Source organism: Mycobacterium attenuatum (genome assembly GCF_900566085.1).
GTDB classification, from domain to species: Bacteria; Actinomycetota; Actinomycetes; order Mycobacteriales; family Mycobacteriaceae; genus Mycobacterium; species Mycobacterium attenuatum.
This window is the reverse complement of the sequence record NZ_UPHT01000086.1, coordinates 1-21,567: the sequence shown is the minus strand read 5'-3', so window position 1 is coordinate 21,567 and position 21,567 is coordinate 1. Positions and strand designations below refer to the sequence as shown.

Sequence of the window (21,567 nt, the reverse complement as noted above, 5' to 3'; positions counted from 1 at the left end):
CGGATCAAGCGAACGCTTCCACCGGCGGACACGAACAGACCAGGTTGCGGTCGCCGTAGGCGCCGTCGATGCGGCGCACCGGCGGCCAGACTTTGGGCCGGAACGCGGTACCGAGCGGGTAAGCGGCCTCTTCCCGGGTATACGGGTGATTCCACTCGGCAACCAGCAGGCATTCGGCGGTATGCGGAGCGCCCCGCAACGGATTGTCATCGACGGGCCATTGCCCGGCCCCGACTCGGTCGATCTCAGCGCGGATGCTGATCATGGCTTCGCAGAATGCGTCGACCTCGGCCAGGCTCTCACTCTCGGTCGGTTCCACCATCAGCGTTCCGGCCACCGGGAAGCTCATTGTCGGCGCGTGAAAACCATAGTCTGCCAGCCGTTTTGCGACGTCGTCGACGGTGACGCCCGTGGCCTTGGTAATGCCGCGCAGGTCCAGGATGCACTCGTGGGCGACCATGCCGTTGTCGCCGGTGTAGAGCACCGGAAAATACTCGTCGAGACGCCGCGCGATGTAGTTGGCCGACGCGATGGCGTTCAGCGATGCGGCCCGCAGACCCTCGGCCCCCATCATCCGGATGTAGGCCCAGGTGATCGGCAAAATGGACGCCGACCCATAGGGCGCCGACGACACCGGATGTCCCTGCGGAAGCTCCATGGCATACGGGTGACCGGGCAGGAACGGGGCCAGATGCGAGCGCGCCGCAACCGGCCCGACCCCCGGACCGCCGCCGCCGTGCGGAATACAGAACGTCTTGTGCAGATTCAGGTGGCTGACGTCGCCGCCGAACTTGCCGGGCCGGGCCAGGCCAACCAGGGCGTTGAGATTCGCCCCGTCGACATATACCTGGCCGCCGGCGTCGTGCACCGCCGCACAGATGTCGGCGATGTCGTGCTCGTAGACACCGTGGGTGGACGGGTAGGTGATCATCAAGGCCGCCAGCCGGTCGGCATGGTCGCTCACTTTGGCCCGCAGATCGTCGAGGTCGACGTCACCGTTATCGTGACAGCCCACCACGACGACCTTCATTCCCGCCAGCGCGGCCGACGCGGCGTTGGTGCCGTGCGCGCTGGACGGGATCAGGCAGATGTCGCGGTGTGATTCGCCCCGGCTGGCGTGGTAGTCGTGAATCGCCAGCAGACCGGCGTACTCGCCCTGCGAGCCTGCGTTGGGTTGCAGCGAGACCGCGTCGTAGCCGGTGATTGCGATCAGCCAGCCCTCCAGATCGGCGATCAGCCGGCGTAACCCGGGCGTGTCCGATGCTGGCGCAAACGGATGCAGGCGCCCGAACTCCGGCCAGGTGATCGACTCCATCTCGGCGGCGGCATTGAGTTTCATGGTGCATGAGCCCAGCGGAATCATGCTGCGGTCCAACGCAATATCCTTATCCGCGAGCGTGCGCAGGTAACGCATCATCGTCGTTTCGGTGTGGTATTGCGTGAACGCCGAATGTGTCAGGAACGCCGATGTTCGGGTCGCGATATCGGAGCGCACCGGTTCGATGGCCGGCCTGCTGGCCGACACGGTCGAAGCGCTGCCGAACGCCTGCAGAACCGCCGCAACATGAGCGTCGGTGGTGGTTTCGTCGCAGGCCACCGACACGTGGTCAGCATCTACCCGCCACACGTTGATGCCGCTGGATTTGGTCGCGGCCAGCACCTCGTCCGCGCGTCCCGGCACACGGGCCAGCACGGTGTCGAAAAACCGGTCGTGCACCAGCGCATCGCCTAGGGCACCGCCGATGATTTCGGCGTGGGCATGCACCCGCCGCGCGATGGCGGTCAGCCCCTCGGCGCCGTGATAGCTGGCGTACATCGCGGCCATCACCGCCAGCAGCACCTGCGCGGTGCAGATATTGCTGGTCGCCTTGTCCCGGCGGATGTGCTGCTCGCGGGTCTGCAACGCCAGCCGATAGGCCCGATTACCGTCACTGTCGACGGACACCCCCACTAGCCGGCCGGGCAATTGACGGGCGTGCTTGGCGTGCACCGACAGATACCCCGCATGCGGGCCGCCGAATCCCATTGGCACGCCGAAACGTTGAGTGGTTCCGAAGGCGACGTCGGCGCCGATCTCACCGGGCGGGGTGATCAGCGTCAGCGCCAGCAGGTCGGCGCCGACGGCCACCAGCGCGCCATGGTCGTGGGCCTGCTCAACTAAAGCGGTCCAGTCGGTGATCCGGCCGCTGGCCCCGGGCAGCTGGGTGATGACGCCGAAGAACTCACCGTCGGTCGGCGCTTCTGGAAGACCGTTGCGCAGATCGGCAGTGACGATCTCGATGCCCAACGGCTTGGCACGGGTGGCCAACACCGCCGCGGTTTGCGGGAACACATCGACATCGACGACCAGCAGGTTCGACCGGCTGCGGGTGGCACGGTGCATCAGTGTCATGGCTTCGGCGGCCGCGGTGCCCTCGTCGAGCATCGACGCGTTGGCCACCTCGAGGCCGGTGAGGTCGGTGACCATCGTCTGGAAATTGAGCAGCGCTTCCAGGCGACCCTGACTGATCTCGGGCTGGTACGGCGTATAGGCGGTGTACCAGGCCGGGTTTTCCATGATGTTGCGCAGCAGCACGGGCGGGGTGAACGTGTCGTAGTAACCCTGTCCGATCATCGACACTGCGACGGTGTTGGCGTCAGCCAGTGCCCGCAGCTCAACCAGCGCCTCGGCCTCGCTGGCTGCCAGTGGCAGTCGGTCTAGGCCCGGGGCGGTGCCGGCATCGGTCAGAGTGTCGAGGATGCCCGCGGGAACCGCTTTGGCTGCCAACTTGTCGAGTGTGTCGACACCGATGATCGACAGCATGGTCGTGACGGCGTCGTGGTCCAGTCCTATGTGGCGGTCGGCGAACGTTGAGTGGTCAGACACGGTGACTCCTGAAGGGCAAGGGGCTAGCGGCCCTCTCCCTCTGTCTTCACCCGTGCACCAGGCGCCTGAGAGATTCGGCGCTACCGGTCAGGGCGCCTTTCCCCATCGGCGGGCGAGGACCCGAGGGTCGTCACCGCTTTCCAGAGGCATCGTTGTCCGGCGCGGTCCGGGTGCCTGAGAGGTTGACGGAGAGGTGTTGCTCCTTCGGCGTCCGTAGCTGGCGGCCACGGAACTCTCCCGCGCGAGAGCGATGCGAAGCCTAGTTTACCCGGCCCGTCGATCACCGCCGCGTCAGCGCACACCGGGAGTGAACGTACTCTCGCAGTTAACCGATCTTGCGATCGCGCTGCTTGCGGCGCGAAGCGAGCTCGTCTTCCGGGGCGGCAATCGACTCGCCCCCGTCGGCGCGCTCACCATGGAATTCGGCGATGACGCCAGTTAGCTCTCGCATCGCGCCCGAGACCGCGATGCCGAACACGCCCTGGCCGCCTTGGAGAAGGTCGACGACTTCCTCAGCCGAGGTGCATTCGTACACCGTTGTACCGTCGGAGAACAACGTGATGTTGGCCAGATCTTGGACACCGCGCTGACGCAGGTGGTCGACGGCAACCCGGATGTTGTGCAGCGAGATGCCGGTGTCGAGCAACCGCTTGACGATCTTGAGAACGAGAATGTCCTTGAACGAGTAGAGCCGCTGGCTGCCCGAACCCGCCGCACTGCGGATCGAGGGAACAACCAGCGATGTGCGCGCCCAATAGTCGAGTTGGCGGTAGGTAATGCCGGCGATTTGACACGCGCTCGGTCCGCGGTAGCCGACCAGCTCGTCGGGCACCGAATCGTCGGGGAACAGCCCCGGCTGAACGGGTTCGGTCGCGCCGCCGTGGGAACCCGGGGCCGTGGTGGTCGCGTGGTCTGCAAGATCCAGCTGTTCTTGACGTGGCTGTTCGCCCACGGTGCTTCCTCTCGCCGATCGCGCTGTTGTCACTAGCTGCGTCATTGGCTGCTTCGGCAACCATGTTTGCTCAGGTCCGAGTGCTTGTGAGCATACGCTGTTGGACTGTTTCGGTGCGCCAGTTGAATCATCAAGTCGTCATCAAAGTATGGCGGTTGGCTGTCTCGCAGCGCGCCATCCGCCAGGCGTGTCGAGCCCCCGTTACGTGAGATGAGACCCGTCCGTGACGTAGCTGACTCAACCAGCAGGTGGCCGGTGCCATGGATTGTCGGCGATACATCCGGACGGCCGTGGCATACCCGCCTTCTCGGCAGGTGGCCCAACGCGTCGCCGCAGCGACCGACAAGCATCGCAAGCTAGGTCGCCTTGAAGTCGTCGGGTGACACGCTGTCGAGGAACTCTTTGAACTTCTCTACCTCGTCCTCACGGACCGCACTACTGGCTTCCTCGTCGCTCTCGTCGGGGATCAGCAGCCCGGCCTGGGCCAGCACGGCCTCCTCGACGTAGATCGGGACCCCGACCCGCAGTGCGATCGCCACCGAGTCGGACGGACGAGCCGAAACCTTGATATCGCGATCGAAGATCAGATCGGCGTAAAACGTGCCTTCGTGCAGATCGACGATACGCACTTCCTTGAGTGAATGCCCAAGTGCGGCAATGACATCGCGGATCAGGTCATGCGTCAGCGGCCGGGGTGGCTCCACTCCTTGCTGCTCGAGCGCAATGGCGGCCGCCTCAGACTGGCCGATCCAGATCGGCAGGTAGCGGTCACCGTTGGCCTCGCGCAGTAGCAGCACCGGCTGATTTTGCGGTTGCTCGACGCGAATGCCGACAACACGAACTTCACCCATCTGTGTCTGCCCTCCGCACTTGCCGACTATCTGACTCAGCGCGACGCCAAGCTGTCAGAGAAAGTCTAATCCTCAGCGATGCAGAACGTCGCGTACCGCGGACTTGATCAACGAGGTGTGCAAAGTGATGGCGAGGGCGGCGACCTCTCGGGCCAAGTCGTCGGCGCGGTCACGGGCTCCAGCCTTGTCCGCCTTGACCAACGGGCCCGCGATCTGCGCGATCAGGTCCGACTGACGATCGGCCGCGGAGCGAAACGCACGCAGGTGCCTCGGCTCCACTCCGTATTCAGCGAGTGCGTGCGCACATTGCAGGATGACCACGGCGTGCTCGTCGAAGAAGCCGCCCGGGCCGGTCTTGATCACTCCGGCTTTCAGCAGAGCCGTCAGCAGGTCGTCGTCAACCCCGGAGCGCTGCAGGAGATCGTCGCGGCCGAGCCGAATGCGCGGCGGTGACACCGCCGCGGCGGCCGATCCAGCGTCGGAGCCCGCGCCGGCGGCACCGTTGTCGGCTACCGAGACCAAACGCGGTGTGCCATAAGGGGATCCGAACGGTGGTAGCTCGCCATCGGGCTGAGCGTCCAACTGCGCCCTGATCACCTTCAGCGGCAGATAATGATCGCGCTGAGCGGTCAGGATGAAGCGCAGCCGTGCACAGTCATACGCGGTGAACCTTCGGTAACCCGATGCGGCGCGCTGCGGCGTCACCAGCCCCTCGGCCTCCAGAAAGCGAATCTTGGAGATCGTGACGTCGGGAAAATCCGGTCGCAGCAGCTCCAAGACTGCGCCGATCGACATCCCGGCCAGCGCGGGGCTATCGGGTGCGCTCACCGGCTTCCGGCGCCCCCGTCGTCGTCACCTTGCTTGGGCCCGGTCAAGAAGACCAAGCGGAACTTTCCGATCTGAACTTCGTCGCCGTTTGCCAACACAGCCGAATCGACCGGTTCACGGTTGACGTAAGTGCCGTTGAGGCTGCCGACGTCGACGACGCTGAACTCGTTGCCTTCCAACCGGAATTCGGCGTGGCGACGACTCACCGTCACGTCATCGAGAAAGATGTCGCTGTCGGGATGCCGGCCGGCGGATGTGATGGGCTGGTCGAGAAGAAAGCGCGACCCCGCATTGGGTCCCCGTTTGACGACCAGCAACGCCGAGCCCGCCGGGAGGCCTTCTACCCCTGATACCGCGCTCTCGGTTCCCGCCTGTGCGGGAGCGTCCAGTTCGCTGAGGAAGTCGGCGCGGAAGACGGAGGTCGTCTCCACGGTGACTTCGTCAGATGTCTGGTCCTGCTCTCGTTCTGCGTCCATGTCCGTCACCCGCTGCTCCTCACTGGCCGCTGTGGCGTTGTCTGACCGGGCCGATCGGCCGGTGCCTCCCTTGGATTTACCGCCTGCATTACCTTTGTTGCTTTTCGTAGTGCTTTTCGTAGTGCTTTTCGTAGTGCTTCTCGTGACTTGTAACGCCGTCTGACGCTGATGTCTCGACCGTACCCCGCGTATGTCGGCCTCGCGGCGGCGACGTGCTCACCACTGCAGGATCGTAAGCCCGACACCGTGCCTTCTCCTAGAACTTCCGGAGCCTTCTCCTAGAACTTCCGGGGCCTTGGGTTAGGCCTTCTGTTGGGCCCCTTGCTCCGTCCGCATTCCGGGCGCAAACACTGGCACGGACCTTAGCAACCGTCATTCCGAAACGGTGCCGCGGTAGGCCTCGGCATCGAGGAGGGCCGCCAAGGCTGATTCCACGGCAGCCGGGCTGTCGACCTGGAGGTCCAATAGCCAGCCGTCGCCGTACGGGTCTGAGTTCACCAATTGCGGCGTGCCTTCCAGCTCGCTGTTGACCGCGGCGACCTTGCCGGATACCGGCGCGTAGAGGTCCGACACCGATTTCGTCGACTCCACCTCGCCGAAGGATTCTCCCGCGGTCACCTCATCCCCAACCGCGGGCAATTGAACGAAGACGACGTCGCCCAGCGCGGACTGCGCGAAGTCGGTGATCCCGACCCGCACGGTGTCATCCGCGGTGCGGCGGACCCACTCGTGTTCGGCGGTGTAGTGCAGATCGGGTGGGATATCGCTCACGGTATTCCTGTTCTGGTCGGCGCTTATTTGACGGGCTGAGCGTATTGGTGCGGTTTCGGTTGTCGCAAGGCGGTCACATCCACTCGGTCGGACTGTTGCACCGACATGCGTCCGCCGACGCGTTTGATGCTGTCCACCGCACCGCCGGGAATGTTCATCGCCGCGGCCAGCGTCGGCGGATCGCCAATCGCCAGAACCGAATAGGGCGGAGACAGCGCTTTGGTATCGATAGTCAGCGCGCCGGGCGAACCGACGACCCAGGTATCAACTCCGACCCGCACCGACTGGTGCGCGTCGCTGATCTGGATCGCCTCGGCTCCGGCAGCACGCAGCTCGTTGATCACGTCGAGCATCGCGTCCGGGGCCACTCCCGGACCGGGATCGTCGATACGCACCGTGACACCGGGCCCGGTCGCGCCCACCGCGCCCACCAGGATCGACAGCGCGGCCAATCTGGCCTGCGCGCTTTCGATGGCGGCTTGGTCGTTGTTGCCCGAGGCCTGCAATGCGTTGAGAGTGTTCTGCAGGTCGGCCACCTCCGTGTTGAGGGTGGCCTCGCGTTGCCGCAACGAATCGAGCAGGACCAACAGATCTGCGGGGCGAGCCGTGTCCAGCGAATCACCGGACTCAGTCTGGCGGACCTGAGTGACGATGGCGACACCCAGCACCAGGCACAACACAATTGCCAACGCGCCGAACAACATTCGCGAGCGGGTACCGCGCACCATCGCGGATAGTCCGGTCCGGCGCACCGGCCCGATCTCAGGGCGCGGACGGTCGGCGGGAAGTTCATGGCGGCCGCGCCGCGCAGCTTCATGGGCGTTCCGGTCGGCCTTGGAATGACCGCGCCCGGTTGTGATGCCACAGCTTTCGTCTTCGGTCTGGTCGGGAAGATCCTGGCTCACGTTGACCTCATCACCGTCACGACCACCGTCATGCTCCGAACAGCCGGCGCCGCAGCGCAGCGGTATTTCCGAAGATGCGGATTCCCAGCACCACGATGATCGCCGTGGACAACTGGGTGCCGACGCCCAGTTGATCGCCCACATAGACAATCAGCCCGGCGACCAAGACATTGAACACGAACGACACCACGAAGACCTTCGGGTCGAAGATCCGCTCGAGGTAGGCGCGCAACCCGCCGAACACGGCGTCGAGCGCGGCGACCACCGCGATTGGCAGGTATGGCTGGATCACCTCGGGCACGCTGGGGTGGAAGACCAGTCCCAGCACGATGCCAACGGCAAGGGCTGCGATACCGATCATGCCCGCCGCAGTCCCGTCCACGTCGTTGCAAGAGCAGCCACTTTCACCAAAAGTTCTCTCACTAGGGCCCAATCTGCTTGGCGAACTTGACGTCCCGGCTAGCGCCGGCCGGCAGCGCCAGACCGTCGGCGGCGTTCACGCTGACGCCGACGCCGTAGGAGACTTCCAGCAGCCGAAGGCGACGCAGACCGGGACTGCGGTCGAAGACATCTTGCATTGCATGTGGCGGTCCAACCGCAAGGATCGTGTAGGGGCTGCTGGTGGGGTTGTTGTCGACGAGGATCGCCCCGCCGGCCTGCCGAATGGTCACATTCGGCCCGATCCGGGCGCCGTCGACCGAGACGGCCTCCGCGCCACTGGCCCACAGGGAGTTGACGACCAGCTGCAGATCGCGGTCCAAAATGATTTGCTGGCTTCCGCTGACCCGCTGTTTGGAGGCATCGGAGAGGTTGGGTCCCACCCCCGGGTCGGTCACTGTCACGGTCAAACCCGGGCCAATCACCGGTGTGCTGGCCGCCGCCAGGTTCAGCGCGTCGAGACGCGTGAGCAGCCGCTGTCCCTCGGCGTCGTCGGCCAGCGCTAGCCGTTGCACGTCATCGACTTTCGCCGAGAGTGCGCTGCGCCGTTGGGCCAACCTGGACGCGGCGGCCTGAGTTGACCGCACATTTGCGACAAGCAGCTGCTGGGCCGCCCGCACGCCGGGCTCGACCGAGCGGGCCTGTGCCACCGCGGCCGCGAATACCGCTGCGACCAGCGTCGCGGCCAGCGCCTGCCACAGCCAACCGAACACGCGGGCACGCCCCTGTTGCGATGCACCGGAGCGCTCGCGTTTGGCGGCGGCCGCAGCGTAACCGGGGTCGAGATGTTCGGACAGCAGCGCGCGAAGCAGCGACGGAACCGGGTTGCGTTTGGGCCGGGAAGCCGCGTGTGCGCTGTAGCCGGCGTTGGGGTCATAACCGCCCAACAGCCGGTCAACGTCAGCCATGCCCGCCCGCTTTCCTGACGACCGGTTGAGATGCCCGATGCCTGAGCTTGGGCATCCGTCGGACCACCATCGACATCTGCACTACATACAGCACAAACGCCCACAGGTACGCATACATACCCCAGATCAGAAATGCCCAGCCGCAGGCCCCGAGTACCCGGCTCCACAGAGCGTTCCACTGCCCCAGCAACAGCACCGGAAATCCGGCCATCAGGGCGAAAGTTGCCGCCTTGCCGATGTAGGTGACCGGCAGGGCTGATAGTCCGCGGCTAAACAGCAGAGGCAATGTCGCGGCCAGGGCGGCGTCACGCGCCAGCAAGGTGATCACAAACCACCACGGCACGATCCCGCTCAGCGCCAACACGACGGGGACGGTCACCATGTAAAGCCGGTCGACGGCCGGGTCCAGGAGCACGCCCAGCCGCGACGACTGGTTGAGCAGCCGGGCGATCTTGCCGTCCGCCCAATCCGACGCGCCGCTGAACATCAAGATCGCCACCGCCCAGCCATGGATGTGCGCGACCAGCATGACGTAGACGAACATCGGAATCAGCGCCAGGCGGATGACGCTCAGCACGTTAGGTACCGTCAGCACCCGACTGTGGGTGAGTACCGGCTCCATGAGCCGTGACCTTAGCCCGGCGACGATACGGTCCGCACGGCGGACCGGGGAGGAGGCGGGCGGTTGGGCTTAGCCCGGCGACTTCCCCGGCGAGGATCTTTTGCCGTGGCGTTACGGGCCGCGGCTCCCGCCCAGTCGCTCAGCGGAATACGCCGGGCAGGCTCAGCGTCGACAGCGTGTCATCGGACAGAGGGTTGTCGTTGACCATGTAGGTCCACGTCGACGTCGGCCGAGCCAGCTTGGACAGATCCAGCCCCTGCTCCTCCTCCAGCACGTTGGCCGTTTCGAATGTCTGTTGTGCGGCCTCGATCGCGTCGGCGGCCAGCGACGCGAACGCGTCAACCGCCAACCGGTGGAATTCGTCGAGCGGATTCTGCCGGCCCAAGGCCCGCAAGTGGATGCTCTCGCGGATGTCGGCCAGATAGGCCAGATGATCTGCCCAGCCACGGTCCAGGTGATACAGCATGATCAGTCGGCAGATCTTCTCCAGCCGTTCCTCGGAGAGATCTTCAGCCAGCTCCTCGTACCTCTCGGGCGCCAGCTCAGCCAGTTCCTCACGCGCGGTTGGGTTGCGCAGCAACGTATTTCGCCGGTCGACGATGATGGCGCGCTGTTGTGCGATCAGCTGGTTGTAGCGCCAGGTGTTCGCGTGCACGTCCAGCATCCGGCCCTCGGCGACCCGTTGGGCGTGGTCCAGCAACCCGGCCGCCCTGGGGCTGACGATCCTTCCGTCCTCGTCGGTCTCCATGGGCAGCTTGTTGTGGTCGAGGTTGGCCGCGACCACGTCGTCTTCCCAACTCGAAAAGAACACCGACGAGCCGGGATCACCCTGGCGGCCGGCGCGGCCACGCAGCTGGTTGTCGAGGCGTTCCGTGTGATGGCGGCCCGTGCCGACCACGTGCAGCCCGCCCAGTTCGGCGACCCGGTCATGGTCGGCTTCGTCGGAGCCGCCGAGGCGGATGTCGGTGCCGCGTCCTGCCATCTGTGTGGACACGGTGACCGCACCGAATTTGCCGGCCTCGGCGATCACCTGCGCCTCTTCGGCGTCGTTTTTCGCGTTGAGCACCACCGCGGGCACGTCGCGCCGCAGCAGCCTTTCGTGCAGCTCTTCGGATTCAGCAACGTCGCGCGTGCCGACCAGTACCGGTTGCCCGGTCTCGTGAACCTCGGCGATATGCGCGACGATCGCATCGTTCTTGGCCGCTGCGGTGATGTACACCCGGTCGGTCTCGTCCTCGCGGATGTTGGGAGTATTCGGCGGTATCGGCGACACACCGAGTTTGTAGAACTGGCGCAGCTGCTCGCCGGCCGCCAGGGCGGTCCCGGTCATGCCGCACACGGTGGCGTAACGGTTGATCAGTGCCTGCACGGTGATGGTGTCGAGCACTTCACCGGTCTCGGTCGTCTCGATGCCCTCCTTGGCCTCGACGGCGGCCTGTAGTCCGTCCGGCCAGCGCTGCAATTGGGCGATGCGCCCGCGCGAGGCATTGATCAGGTGGACCGCGCCCTCTCGGACGATGTAGTGCACGTCGCGCTGCAGCAGCACATGCGCGTGCAGCGCGACGTTGACCTCGGTCAGCGTGGTGCCGACATGTTCCTCGGAGTACAAGTCGATGCCACCGAGCGCCTTCTCGACTTTGCGAGCGCCGGTCTCGGTCAGATGGACGTTGCGGCTGTCGGCATCGGTCTCGTAGTCGGTGCCGGGGGTCAGCTCGGCGACCAGACGAATGATTTCCAGCCGCGGTGTCTCACGATGGGTGGTGCCGGCCAGAACCAGGGGCACCAACGCCTCGTCGACGAGCACGGAGTCCGCCTCGTCGATCAGGGCCACGTCCGGGTTGGGTGATACCAGGTCCTCCACGTCGGTGACCAACTGATCGCGCAGCACGTCGAACCCGATCTCGTTGACCGAGGCATAGGTGACGTCGCAGCCATATGCCGCCTTGCGGTCCTCGCTGGTCGACTCCGCGGTGATCCATCCGACCGTGATCCCCAACGCCTCCAACAGCGGGCCCATCCACTCCGCGTCGCGGTGGGCCAGGTAGTCGTTGATGGTCACGACGTGGACATGGCGGCCGGCCAGTGCATAGCCGGCGGCCGCGATCGCGCCGGCAAGCGTCTTGCCCTCACCGGTCGCCATTTCGATCACGTCGCCGGCAAGCATGCGCAGTGCACCCAGCAGTTGCACATCGAACGGGCGCAGGCCGGTCGCACGCTCGGCTGCCTCCCGGGCGATGGCCAAGAACTGCGGGATGTCGCCAGAGTCCGCGAGATCGTCGAGGTTGAGCAGCCCCGCCGCGCGGCGCAGCTTCTCGTCGGTCAGGTCGGCGGCTTCTTTGTCGTACTCGGCCGAAGCGGTCACCTGGTCGAGGGACCGGTTTCGATTCTTTTCGGTACTGGCGCCGAGAAGTCGCCAGAATCGGCTGCTCAGGCGGCCAGGCTCAGCGCGTGTGGTCTTTGGCACACGTCAACGGTACGTGACCCCGTGACCGGTGCGGGCGAACGTGGCACCAGCGACACGTAGCCGCTTCGGCAGAGCGCAACCGGGCACGTCAGGCCAGGTTCGATCGCCTCGGGTAGGCGATAGCGGGGTCGGTCAGCACGTTGACGACCGACGGCAGACCACTCGCGAAGGCCCGCTGCAGCGCCGGGCGAAGGTCCGCCGGCGCCGAAACCAGCTCGCCGTGGGCGCCCAGGGCGCGCGCCACCTCGTCGTAGCGGGTTCCCGGGCGCAGCTCGGCCACCACTGAGTAGCCGTACAACGCCTCCATTGGATGCTTTTCCAAACCCCAGATGCCGTTATTGCCGACGACCGACACCACCGGCACATTGTGGCGAACCAGGGTGTCCCACTCCATACCGCTGAACCCGAAAGCGCCGTCACCTTGCAGCAACACCACCTGGCGTTGCGGCCAGGCAAGCTTCGCGGCCAAGGCATAACCGGGCCCTGAACCCAGGCAACCGAAGGGACCGCTGTCCAGCCAGCACCCCGGCTGATAGCTGTCGATCATCCGCCCGGCGTAGGACCCGAAATCACCGGCGTCGATCACCACGATGGCGTCGCGGTCCAACAGCGGCGCCACCTCGGCGTACACCCGCATCGGATGCAGCGGGACGCGTTCTTCGGCGAGCTCGACGTGCTCCGCCTCGCGCGCCGCCGTCTCGGCGGTCCGTAGCTCGTCGATCCAGTCCCGGTGGTCGGCGGCGCCTGTTCCGGTCAGCGCCGACAGGATCGCGGTCAGATCCCCGTACAGGCCTGCCGCAATGGGGCGGGGATGACTGCGCTCCGGTTTGGCGCGGTCGGCGACGACGAGCTGGGTTTGTGCTCCGAACACCCCGCCGAATCCCAGCCGGAAATCCATGGGCACCCCGACAATCAGTGCAATGTCGGCCTGCCCCAGGGCTTTTGACCGTGCCCGGGAAAAAGCCAGCGGGTGGTCGGCGGGCACAACGCCCCGGGCCATCCCATTCATCAGCACCGGAATCCGACGTTCCTCGGCCAGCCGCAGTAGCGCAGTCTCCGCGCGTCCCCACCAAACGTTGGTGCCCGCCATGATGACCGGACGCTCCGCCGCCGACAACAGGCCGGCGGCCCGGTCCAGGGCGACACCGTCGGGATTTGCGGTCGCGGGTGCGTCCGTCCGTGCGCCGGGACGACCGTCGTCCTCGGACATGGAAAATACGTGGTCCATCGGAAAATCGACGAAAGCCACCCCGGACGGGGCTCCGACCGCAGCCTGCAGGGCTTGGTCGACCAGCCTGCCCGCGTCACCCGCTGATTGAGCGGTCGCGGCAAAACGAGTCAGCGGTGCGACAAAAGGAACGTGGTCGATCTCTTGCAGGGAGCCCATCCCCCACCGCGCGGCGGGCGCCCGGCCACCGAGCACCACCAGCGGCGACTGGTTCTGTTGGGCGGCAGCCATCGCGCTCATGCCGTTGGTGACGCCCGGACCCGCGGTCAGGGCGGCCACCCCGGGCACCCGTGTCACCTTGGACCAGCCCTCGGCGGCGAAGGCGGCACTTTGCTCGTGGCGGGTGTCGATCAGCCGGATACCCTCCTCGCGGCAGCCGTCGTAGACGGAAAACAGGTGTCCGCCGGAAAGCGTGAAAACCGTGTCGATACCGCTGGCTTTGAGCCGGCGCGCGATCAGCCGTCCCGCATGCATCATCGGGGCGGGGGCGGCGTCGGTGCTCATATCCGTCATATTTCGAAAGCCTATCTGCATCCTTCCGGTACCTTCGCCGAAGGATTTCTGTTCAGCAGCCGCCTGAACACCTCGACCGTGAGGAGCATCTACCTTGGGCCCGAAGCCGTTTACGCCCTCCATCGACTGGTCCAGGGCAACTATGGATTCGTTGTATTGGGTCGGCAAAGCCTGGGCGATCAGCGCTGTCTGCGTCCTGGTTGTGTTGGTTCTGTTGCGCTTTCTGACGCCCTGGGGACGCCAGTACTGGCGGATCACCCGTGAGTACTTCGTCGGGCCCCAGAGCATTCCGGTATGGCTGATGCTTGGTGTGCTGTTGTTCTCGGTGGTGTTGGCGGTGCGGCTGAATGTTCTATTCAGCTATCAGGGCAACGACATGTACACGGCTCTGCAGAAAGCATTCCAAGGCGCCGCCGCAGGGGACGAGGTAGTGAAAAGCTCCGGTGTACATGGGTTTTGGATGTCGATCGGGGTTTTCAGCATCATGGCCGTGATTCATGTGGTTCGGGTGATGGCCGACATCTATCTGACCCAGCGCTTCATCATCGCCTGGCGGGTGTGGCTGACCGACCACCTCACCAGAGACTGGCTCGACGGCAGGGCGTACTACCGGGATCTGTTTATCGACGAGACGATCGACAACCCGGATCAGCGCATCCAGCAAGACATCGACATCTTCACCGCCGGCGTGGGCGGCAGCCCAAATTCACCCTCCAACGGCACGGGTAGCACGCTGCTTTTCGGTGCCGTGCAATCGATTATCTCAGTGATCTCTTTCACCGCGATCCTGTGGAACCTTTCCGGAACCCTGAATCTATGGGGTGTCTCGTTCCCGCGGGCAATGTTCTGGACGGTTCTTGTCTATGTGCTCGTCGCAACGGTCATTTCCTTCGTCATCGGGCGTCCGCTGATCTGGCTCAGCTTCCGCAACGAAAAGCTCAATGCCGCTTTCCGATACGCGCTGGTGCGGCTGCGCGACGCGGCCGAGGCAGTGGGCTTCTACCGCGGTGAGCGGGTCGAGGGCGCGCAATTGGAGCAACGGTTCAGGCCAGTGATCGACAACTACCGTCGGTACGTACGCCGCAGCATCGCCTTCAACGGGTGGAACCTGTCGGTGAGTCAGACAATTGTTCCGCTGCCGTGGGTGATCCAGGCGCCTCGATTGTTCGCCGGGCAAATCGAATTCGGTGACGTGAGCCAGACGGCCACCGCGTTCGGCAATATTCACGACTCGTTGTCGTTCTTTCGAAACAACTACGACGCGTTCGCCTCCTTCCGCGCGGCGATCATCCGTTTGTACGGGCTGGTTGACGCCAACGAGAAGGGCCGCGCGCTGCCTGCGGTGCTAACCCGGCCGAGCGACGACGAGTCCGTTGAGCTCAACGAGGTCGAAGTTCGCACCCCCGCCGGCGATCGGTTGATCGATCCGCTCGACGTCCGGCTCGACCGCGGCGATTCGCTGGTGATCACCGGGCGTTCCGGGTCCGGCAAGACGTCTCTGCTGCGCAGCCTGGCAGAACTATGGCCCTTCGCCTCGGGGACGCTGCGCCGTCCCGACGGCGACAACGAAACGATGTTCTTGTCCCAGCTGCCGTATGTGCCACTGGGCACCCTGCGCGACGTGGTGTGCTATCCCAATCCACCTTTCGCCATCTCGGACAACGTAGTTCGCGACACGCTGACCAAGGTGGCCCTCGCGCCGCTGTGCGACCGACTCGAAGAAGAACGAGACTGGGCCAAGGTGCTCTCCCCCGGCGAACAACAGCGCGTTGCCTTCGCCCGTATTTTGCTCACCAAACCCAAAGCCGTGTTCCTCGACGAAAGCACATCGGCGCTCGACACGGGCCTGGAATTCGCGCTGTACGAACTGCTGCGCAACGAGCTGCCCGACTGCATCATCGTCAGCGTCAGCCACCGGCCCGCGCTGGAGCGCCTGCACGACCAGCAGCTCGAGTTGCTGGGCGGCGGGCCATGGCGGCTGAGCCCGGTGACGAAGGAGCCGGTAAGGACGTAGAGCCGGCTCGGATCCAGTCACCGCCCTCGTGGCGTCCGGACCGTGTAGGTACCCGTTGCGAAACACGTTGCGCGCGTTCCGGATTGACATCGCTTGGCATCGTCCGGCGGACGCAGTCGCTGCAAGTGCCTACTGCGACCGTGTTCTTGCCGCAACCTCGGCGTGGCAGTGGCCGATCTCGATAGTCAAATCTGACTACCGAGACGCGATGCAAATGCCTCGTTGTGGTCATGACGCGGGGCACCGCGCACCCGTAGCGTCGCGGCATCAGGCCTGACAACTGAAGAGGAACAGGCGCATCAATCGAGCCTGACAGCCACGATCGTTGGATGACCCTCCGGTGCGGGCGGTCACTGTCCGCGGACATGCCCGTAGCGGCCCGTTGTGGCAATTCGGGACGCCACCTACGTCCGCCGGGCGCAGATGAGTCGTATCGGCGGCCACCCACCGGTGCACCGCCCGCGGCGCTGGCCGGGCACGGCGGTCTCGACGTCGCTGGCTCGCGGTCCGGCTCGTGGTCTCGTTGCTGGTTTGGAGGTGTCACATGTCGTTCGTGACGGCGACCCCGCGTGCCTCGACAGCGATCGCCACCCTATTTTCGGAGTACGGACGGGCATATCAACAGCTCAGCGCCCAGGTGTCGGTGTTTCACGATCAATTCGTGCTGGCCCTCAACGCCGCAGCGGGCTCTCGTGCGGTCGCCGAGGGCGCCAACGTCAACCCACTTCAGGCGTTGCTAGACCTCGTAAACGCGCCAACGATCGCCTTGGTGGGCCGGCCGCCGATCGGCAACGGGGCCAACGGCGCTCCGGAAACCGGTGCAAAAGGTGGCAACGGTGAGATCCTGATCGGCAACGGCGGCGCCGGCGGCTCAGGTACCGGTAACAGTGGGCACGGCGGGGATGGTGGGCTGCTGTTCGGCGACGGCGGTGCCGGCGGTGACGGTCTCGGAAACACCGGGACAGCAGGCGGCCAAGGCGGCCGCGCCTTTCTGTTCGGCAACGGCGGGGGCGGCGGCAACGCGGGTTTGGGGATTACCAAGGGCCGTGTCGGTGCTGGCGGTACCGGCGGACTGTTGGGTCTGAACGGGTTGGACGGGTTGCTCTAGCCGGGCCGCGTGCGCTCCGGCGCCCTCACTCAACGCACCTAGGCGCCCCCGGCCCGCCGGGCCGCGTGCGCTCCGGCGCCCTCACTCAACGCACCTAGGCGCCCCCGGCCCGCCGGGCCGCGTGCGCTCCGGCGCGGCGGCCGAAGAACGAGCCCTCGCCCAGCTGCGTCCCACTGGCGTAGCCCTTGCCGTCCTGGGCGATGTTGGATGCGCACGCTCCCGCCGCATACAACCCGGGTATCACCGAGCCGTCTTCACGCAACACCTCGCCGTCTACCGATGTGGCCAAGCCGCCGAGGGTGAAGCCGGCATACATCGCCTTACCCAATGACATGTCGAATGCTCCCCACGGCCCTTTGTCTTGTGGCGCAAGGAATTCCGGCTGCTTGTGAAAGTCGGGGTCCGCACCGCGCGCGGCGTAGGTGTTATAGCGGTCCAGCGTCGCCACCAGGTTGCCCTGGGGGATGCCCAGCGCGGCCTCCATCTCGGCGACCGATTCCCAGCCGTCGATCAACGGGACCAACGGCATCGTGGGCCGTTGCAGGTGCGCTTCGTCGACGATCAGATACGCGGCGCTGTCGGGCTGGTCCATGACGAACCCCGCGGTCCGGGAGTGGTAGGAATCCTCGGCGACAAACCGCTGGCCGAGATTGTTGACGATCACACCAGTGAGCAGGATTGACGGCGGGTACGGCGGAGCCGTGATGAAAATCTGTTCCATATGTTCGGTGGCGCCGCCGGCCGATACACCCAACCTGATGCCCAAGCCGTCGTCGTAAGTGTTGCCGAGCACGAATGGCTTCTCGGCCAGCTTCGGGGTATAGGTGGCTACCATGTCTGGGTTCATCACGAATCCTCCCGCGGCGATAATCACCGATTTCGCCTTGATCGCACCGGTGTCAGCAAACCGCTTCCACATCACCCCGGTTACGGTGCCGGATCGGTCCACGATCAGCCCGGTGGCACCGGTTTCGTAGCGGCTTTGCACCCCAAGGTTCGCGGCTCGCTTGACCAGCAGGTCGATCACCATGCTGGCGCCGCCGGTGTCGCCGGGTACCGGCACCTTATGGCCGCGCGGCGCGGGAACCGCCATCTCGAAGAAAGGCCAGACCTTCTCGTTGCCGGTGAACATCAGTCCCTCGGTGTTGGGCTGGATTACGGCCTTGCCGGGAAAGTAGCTGCGTTCGAACTGAAAACCCAGGCTTTCCAGCCAGTTGAAATGCTCGACACTGCCGTCACAGTAAGCCCGGATCTTGTCGTGATCAGGCTGCCGCGACACCGCGACCAGGTACTTGTACATCTCGTCGGGCGAGTCAGCATGACCGGTCGCTTGCTGGACCGCGGTCCCGCCGCCCAGATAGAAATGCCCGCCAGCAAGCGACGTGGTGCCGCCCGCGACGGCGGCTCGCTCGAGCACCACCACCCGTGCACCCGCCGCGGCCGCCGTCACCGCCGCGCATCCGCCGGCGATGCCGAAACCGATCACCACCACATCGACGTCATCCGACCACACCGCCACCGAGTCCGCGCTAATCGTTGCTGGTATGTCGGTGCTCACCGCTGCTCCCGTTTGATGTAGTCGTAGAACGCCCTGATCTCCGGTGAGAAATATGCGATCTCCACAAACGGCACCCCTGCCTCCGGCGCCGCCAGATAGGCGAAGTGAATCCCGCCGGGCATCACGCCCCGCTGCACCACAGTGGCGCCGTTCTCGGCCGCCTCAACAAGTGCTGCCTCCAGCCGTTCGGGGCTCTCGGCTTCCATGCAAATGTGGTGCAGGCCCGGACCGGACTCGCGCAAGAAGTCACTATAGATATTCTCCCCGCGGACTGGCGAGATGAGCTCTAACTGCATGTCGCCGAGGTAGCTCAGCGAGATGCTCGCGACGAAGTCGGCAGGTTGGCCGTGATAGCTGCAAGTATCGGGAGCAAAGTGCACATCGGGTATCCGCACCCACCTCCGAGCACCCAATAGGCCGGTGAGGGCTTTTTCGGTGGCGTCTAGGTCCGTGATCACCCACGCGATCTGTGTCGGCGAGGGAACGGAAAAGTTCATCGTCTCGCAGAATAGCTCAGCCTGGTGGCGCCTGAAAGAGTTCGTAAGGCCTTTGCCATCACCGCCGACTGCCGGCCCCAACGAGACTGCTGAACACGTTCTAATTCGAGGGCGTCACCATGTCGTCAATGCTGCGCCAAGATGTCGACCAGTAGCCGTATCTGACCGTCGAAAACCTGACGGGGCTCGGTCAGCGTGTCGGCGCCGTACTGTCCGAACACCTCCAAACTGATCGCCCCGACCACACCAGCCCACAGCAAGAAGCACTTCGCGACCACGCGATCATCGCCTGGAAAGTCGAACTCCCGTCGAAGCCGCTCGAAGTCCCATGACATAGGCTGGGACGCAACGTTATTCGTCAAAATAATGTCGCCGGTGGCAATGGCCGCGGCGATTGCGTCGAACAACGCCCTGACGACGCGAGTACCGACGCCGACGGTACGTTCCGGTGGCGCGTGATACCCGGGGACGGGGCTGCCGTACAGCAGCGCCCACTGCGCCGGGTGTGCGACGGCCCAAACACGGACCGCATGCGCGATCGCGATGACATCGTCGCTCCACGAGTCGAGTCCGGCCTCGGCGCGAGCGCGGTCCACCGCGTCGGCCAGATCGGAGTATGCGTCGACGAGAAGCAACGTCAACAGCTCGTCGCGGTTGACGACGTATCGGTAAACGGCTGAGGAAACCATGCCCAGGTCGCGGGCAACCGCACGCAGTGACAATCCGGCTGCGCCATGATCGGCCAGGTGCCGCCGGCCCAGCTCGATGATCTTGGCCTCGATCTGCTCCCGTGAGTCCTGGCGTTTGCCCATGCCGCAAGTCTGGCATAACCGAGATCACCGCTCTTGCTTTTGTGTCAGCGCTATGGCAGCGTGTTTGGTAACGAGAGCAGCGCTCTCAAAAATCTAGCGCTGGAAGGAAGTGCCATGGCGACCCGCTGACCGCGCTCACTGAAATTCCCCACTGACGCTCATCGAAATTCCCCACCCGTGTGGCTCCGCCGAGAAGGGCGGGCCTCCCTCGAAGCCGCTGGTGTCTGACGCCAGTTGCTCCACCGAAGGAGGCCCGCTTTCTCATGCTCACATGGGAGGACGATGTGGAAGTACATGCCCTACGCAAACGTGGTTGGACGATCTCGGCGATCGCCCGCCACACCGGCTTCGACCGCAAGACGGTCCGCAAGTATCTGGCCGGTGGCGGCACACCCGGGGTCCGCGCCCGCCCCGGCCCGGACCCGTTCGATCCGTTCGTCGACTACGTCACCGCGAGGCTGACCGAGGACCCGCACCTGTGGGCCCGCACCCTGTTCGACGAACTCGAGGACCTGGGGTTCGGGTTGTCCTATCAGAGCCTGACCCGCAACATCCGTGCCCGGGACCTGCGCCCGGTTTGTGAGGCCTGCCGGACTGCCACGCAGCGCCCGAACGCGGTGATCCCGCACCCGCCGGGTGAGGAAACCCAATGGGACTGGCTGGAATTGCCCGACCCACCGGCATCGTGGGGGTGGGGAAAGACAGCGCACCTGTTGGTCGGCTCACTGTCGCATTCCGGGATGTGGCGCGGCTATTTGGCGCCGAGTGAGGACCAGCCGCATCTGGTCGCCGGCCTGGACCGGGTGACCCGTGGCCTGGGTGGACTGACCCGGGTGTGGCGCTTCGATCGGATGGCCACGGTGTGCGACCCCGGCTCAGGTCGGGTGAGCGCGTCGTTCGCCGGGGTGGCCAAGCACTACGGCGTGGCGGTGGCGATCTGCCCGGCCCGGCGCGGTAACCGCAAGGGCGTGGTGGAGAAGGTCAACCACACCGCCGCGCAACGCTGGTGGCGCACCCTGGCCGACGATATGACCGTCGAGGCGGCCCAGGTGAGTCTGGATCGCTTCACGCGGGTCCGTGGTGACACCCGGCTGCGGGCCACGGCCGACGGCCGGTCCTCAGTCGCCGTGGTGGCCAAAACAGAGCCACTGCAACCGGCGCCGGCGACGCCGTATCCGGTGATCGTCGCCGAGGCTCGCACCGCCTCGCGTCAAGCGATGGTGTCTTACCGCGGCAACCGCTATTCGGTGCCGCCGGAACTGGCGGCGGCCCAGGTCGTGGTGTCGCATCCGGTCGGGGGTGAGTTCTGCGATATCGCCACTACGAGCGGGATCGTGATCGCGCGCCACCGGATGGCCGCCGACGGGCTCGGGGTGATGGTGCGCGACAGCGGGCATGTCATCGCCCTGGACGCCGCCGCGATGGCCACCGCAGCGACCGGACGCCCACACCGCCGCAAGGAACGCATCCCACCGGGCCCGGCGGCCAAAGCCGCTGCCGCGCAACTGCTTCAACTCAAGCAGCCATCCATCACCGCCATTGAAACGTCAACTCCGTCAACCGATTCCACCGTCATCGACTTGTCCGCTTACGAGCGGGCCGCCCAGAACAGGACCATCCAATGACCCCCACCCCCCGCACCCCCAAGACCACCCCCACGACCACCGTCGAGGAGTCACCGTCAGCAGCCGCGAGCTGCTGATAGCGGCTCGCGGCTGCTGACGGTGACTCCTCGACGGTGGTCGTGGTGGTGGTC

General features: G+C 65.3%; 18 protein-coding genes and 2 riboswitches. Of the genes, 3 read left to right on the top strand and 15 right to left on the bottom strand.

Features of this window, described 5'->3' with window-relative positions:
• Positions 1-4 precede the first annotated feature (4 nt).
• The 12 genes from gcvP to EET13_RS14300 form a co-directional block, all read right to left on the bottom strand.
• A complete protein-coding gene (gene gcvP, locus EET13_RS14355) occupies positions 5-2,866 on the bottom strand; it encodes an aminomethyl-transferring glycine dehydrogenase (protein WP_122442923.1) in 2,862 nt (953 codons plus the stop codon).
• Positions 2,867-2,896: 30 nt separating this feature from the next.
• A riboswitch (glycine riboswitch) is annotated at positions 2,897-3,018 on the bottom strand.
• A riboswitch (glycine riboswitch) is annotated at positions 3,019-3,116 on the bottom strand.
• A 75-nt stretch (positions 3,117-3,191) separates the two neighbouring features.
• Positions 3,192-3,818 (bottom strand): MerR family transcriptional regulator, encoded by a 627-nt coding sequence (locus tag EET13_RS14350; protein ID WP_211186432.1) that lies wholly within the window; start codon positions 3,816-3,818, stop codon positions 3,192-3,194.
• Positions 3,819-4,174: 356 nt separating this feature from the next.
• Complete coding sequence (locus EET13_RS14345) at positions 4,175-4,669, bottom strand: bifunctional nuclease family protein (protein WP_122442921.1); 495 nt, start codon at positions 4,667-4,669, stop codon at positions 4,175-4,177.
• A 72-nt stretch (positions 4,670-4,741) separates the two neighbouring features.
• Positions 4,742-5,497 (bottom strand): transcriptional regulator FtsR, encoded by a 756-nt coding sequence (gene ftsR, locus EET13_RS14340; protein WP_122442920.1) that lies wholly within the window; start codon positions 5,495-5,497, stop codon positions 4,742-4,744.
• Positions 5,494-5,973, bottom strand: coding sequence for a glycogen accumulation regulator GarA (garA, locus tag EET13_RS14335; RefSeq protein WP_371687230.1), 480 nt, complete (start codon positions 5,971-5,973; stop codon positions 5,494-5,496). Before garA ends, ftsR begins: the two co-directional genes overlap by 4 nt.
• Positions 5,974-6,345: 372 nt before the next feature.
• Complete coding sequence (gene gcvH, locus EET13_RS14330; protein ID WP_122442919.1) at positions 6,346-6,744, bottom strand: glycine cleavage system protein GcvH; 399 nt, start codon at positions 6,742-6,744, stop codon at positions 6,346-6,348.
• 23 nt (positions 6,745-6,767) lie between these two features.
• Entirely contained in the window at positions 6,768-7,649 is an 882-nt protein-coding gene (locus EET13_RS14325; RefSeq protein WP_122442918.1) for a DUF881 domain-containing protein, read from the bottom strand.
• A gap of 28 nt (positions 7,650-7,677) precedes the next feature.
• Complete coding sequence (locus EET13_RS14320) at positions 7,678-8,010, bottom strand: small basic family protein (RefSeq protein WP_122442948.1); 333 nt, start codon at positions 8,008-8,010, stop codon at positions 7,678-7,680.
• Between the two features lie 61 nt (positions 8,011-8,071).
• On the bottom strand, positions 8,072-8,995 hold the full coding sequence (locus EET13_RS14315) for a DUF881 domain-containing protein (protein ID WP_122442917.1): 924 nt from the start codon (positions 8,993-8,995) through the stop codon (positions 8,072-8,074).
• Positions 8,988-9,617, bottom strand: coding sequence for a CDP-alcohol phosphatidyltransferase family protein (locus tag EET13_RS14310; RefSeq protein WP_122442916.1), 630 nt, complete (start codon positions 9,615-9,617; stop codon positions 8,988-8,990). The genes EET13_RS14315 and EET13_RS14310 overlap by 8 nt, the downstream gene beginning before the upstream one ends.
• Before the next feature lie 139 nt (positions 9,618-9,756).
• The gene (secA2, locus tag EET13_RS14305) at positions 9,757-12,081 is read right to left on the bottom strand and encodes an accessory Sec system translocase SecA2 (RefSeq protein ID WP_122442915.1); all 2,325 of its coding nucleotides are present in this window, start codon (positions 12,079-12,081) and stop codon (positions 9,757-9,759) included.
• A gap of 88 nt (positions 12,082-12,169) precedes the next feature.
• Positions 12,170-13,813 (bottom strand): acetolactate synthase, encoded by a 1,644-nt coding sequence (locus EET13_RS14300; protein WP_122442914.1) that lies wholly within the window; start codon positions 13,811-13,813, stop codon positions 12,170-12,172.
• Positions 13,814-13,916: 103 nt separating this feature from the next.
• On the opposite strand from EET13_RS14300, the gene bacA reads away from it, so the two are divergent.
• A complete protein-coding gene (gene bacA, locus EET13_RS14295) occupies positions 13,917-15,836 on the top strand; it encodes a vitamin B12 ABC transporter pemease/ATP-binding protein BacA (RefSeq protein WP_122442913.1) in 1,920 nt (639 codons plus the stop codon).
• A 544-nt stretch (positions 15,837-16,380) separates the two neighbouring features.
• A complete protein-coding gene (locus EET13_RS32300) occupies positions 16,381-16,944 on the top strand; it encodes a PE family protein (protein WP_122442912.1) in 564 nt (187 codons plus the stop codon).
• 94 nt (positions 16,945-17,038) lie between these two features.
• On the opposite strand, the gene EET13_RS14285 is transcribed toward EET13_RS32300, so the two are convergent.
• The 3 genes from EET13_RS14285 to EET13_RS14275 form a co-directional block, all read right to left on the bottom strand.
• Positions 17,039-18,502, bottom strand: a complete 1,464-nt coding sequence (locus EET13_RS14285) for an FAD-binding protein (RefSeq protein WP_122442911.1) — start codon at positions 18,500-18,502, stop codon at positions 17,039-17,041.
• Positions 18,499-18,999 carry a VOC family protein gene (locus EET13_RS14280; RefSeq protein ID WP_122442947.1) on the bottom strand — a complete coding sequence of 167 codons (501 nt, stop codon included), beginning with the start codon at positions 18,997-18,999 and terminating at the stop codon, positions 18,499-18,501. Before EET13_RS14280 ends, EET13_RS14285 begins: the two co-directional genes overlap by 4 nt.
• Positions 19,000-19,124: 125 nt before the next feature.
• The gene (locus tag EET13_RS14275) at positions 19,125-19,811 is read right to left on the bottom strand and encodes a TetR/AcrR family transcriptional regulator (protein WP_122442910.1); all 687 of its coding nucleotides are present in this window, start codon (positions 19,809-19,811) and stop codon (positions 19,125-19,127) included.
• Between the two features lie 263 nt (positions 19,812-20,074).
• On the opposite strand from EET13_RS14275, the gene EET13_RS14270 reads away from it, so the two are divergent.
• Complete coding sequence (locus EET13_RS14270) at positions 20,075-21,436, top strand: Mu transposase domain-containing protein (protein ID WP_036398549.1); 1,362 nt, start codon at positions 20,075-20,077, stop codon at positions 21,434-21,436.
• The last annotated feature ends 131 nt before the right edge of the window (positions 21,437-21,567 follow it).

What these genes read in the sequence shown, in the direction of transcription:
- EET13_RS14345 (WP_122442921.1), bottom strand. Translation starts at nt 4,669, where the DNA reads ATGGGTGAAGTTCGTGTTGTCGGCATTCGCGTCGAGCAACCGCAAAAT.
- garA (WP_371687230.1), bottom strand. Translation starts at nt 5,973, where the DNA reads ATGGACGCAGAACGAGAGCAGGACCAGACATCTGACGAAGTCACCGTG.
- EET13_RS14320 (WP_122442948.1), bottom strand. Translation starts at nt 8,010, where the DNA reads ATGATCGGTATCGCAGCCCTTGCCGTTGGCATCGTGCTGGGACTGGTC.
- EET13_RS14315 (WP_122442917.1), bottom strand. Translation starts at nt 8,995, where the DNA reads ATGGCTGACGTTGACCGGCTGTTGGGCGGTTATGACCCCAACGCCGGC.
- EET13_RS14310 (WP_122442916.1), bottom strand. Translation starts at nt 9,617, where the DNA reads ATGGAGCCGGTACTCACCCACAGTCGGGTGCTGACGGTACCTAACGTG.
- EET13_RS14300 (WP_122442914.1), bottom strand. Translation starts at nt 13,813, where the DNA reads ATGAGCACCGACGCCGCCCCCGCCCCGATGATGCATGCGGGACGGCTG.
- EET13_RS32300 (WP_122442912.1), top strand. Translation starts at nt 16,381, where the DNA reads ATGTCGTTCGTGACGGCGACCCCGCGTGCCTCGACAGCGATCGCCACC.
- EET13_RS14280 (WP_122442947.1), bottom strand. Translation starts at nt 18,999, where the DNA reads ATGAACTTTTCCGTTCCCTCGCCGACACAGATCGCGTGGGTGATCACG.
- EET13_RS14275 (WP_122442910.1), bottom strand. Translation starts at nt 19,811, where the DNA reads ATGGGCAAACGCCAGGACTCACGGGAGCAGATCGAGGCCAAGATCATC.
- EET13_RS14270 (WP_036398549.1), top strand. Translation starts at nt 20,075, where the DNA reads ATGCTCACATGGGAGGACGATGTGGAAGTACATGCCCTACGCAAACGT.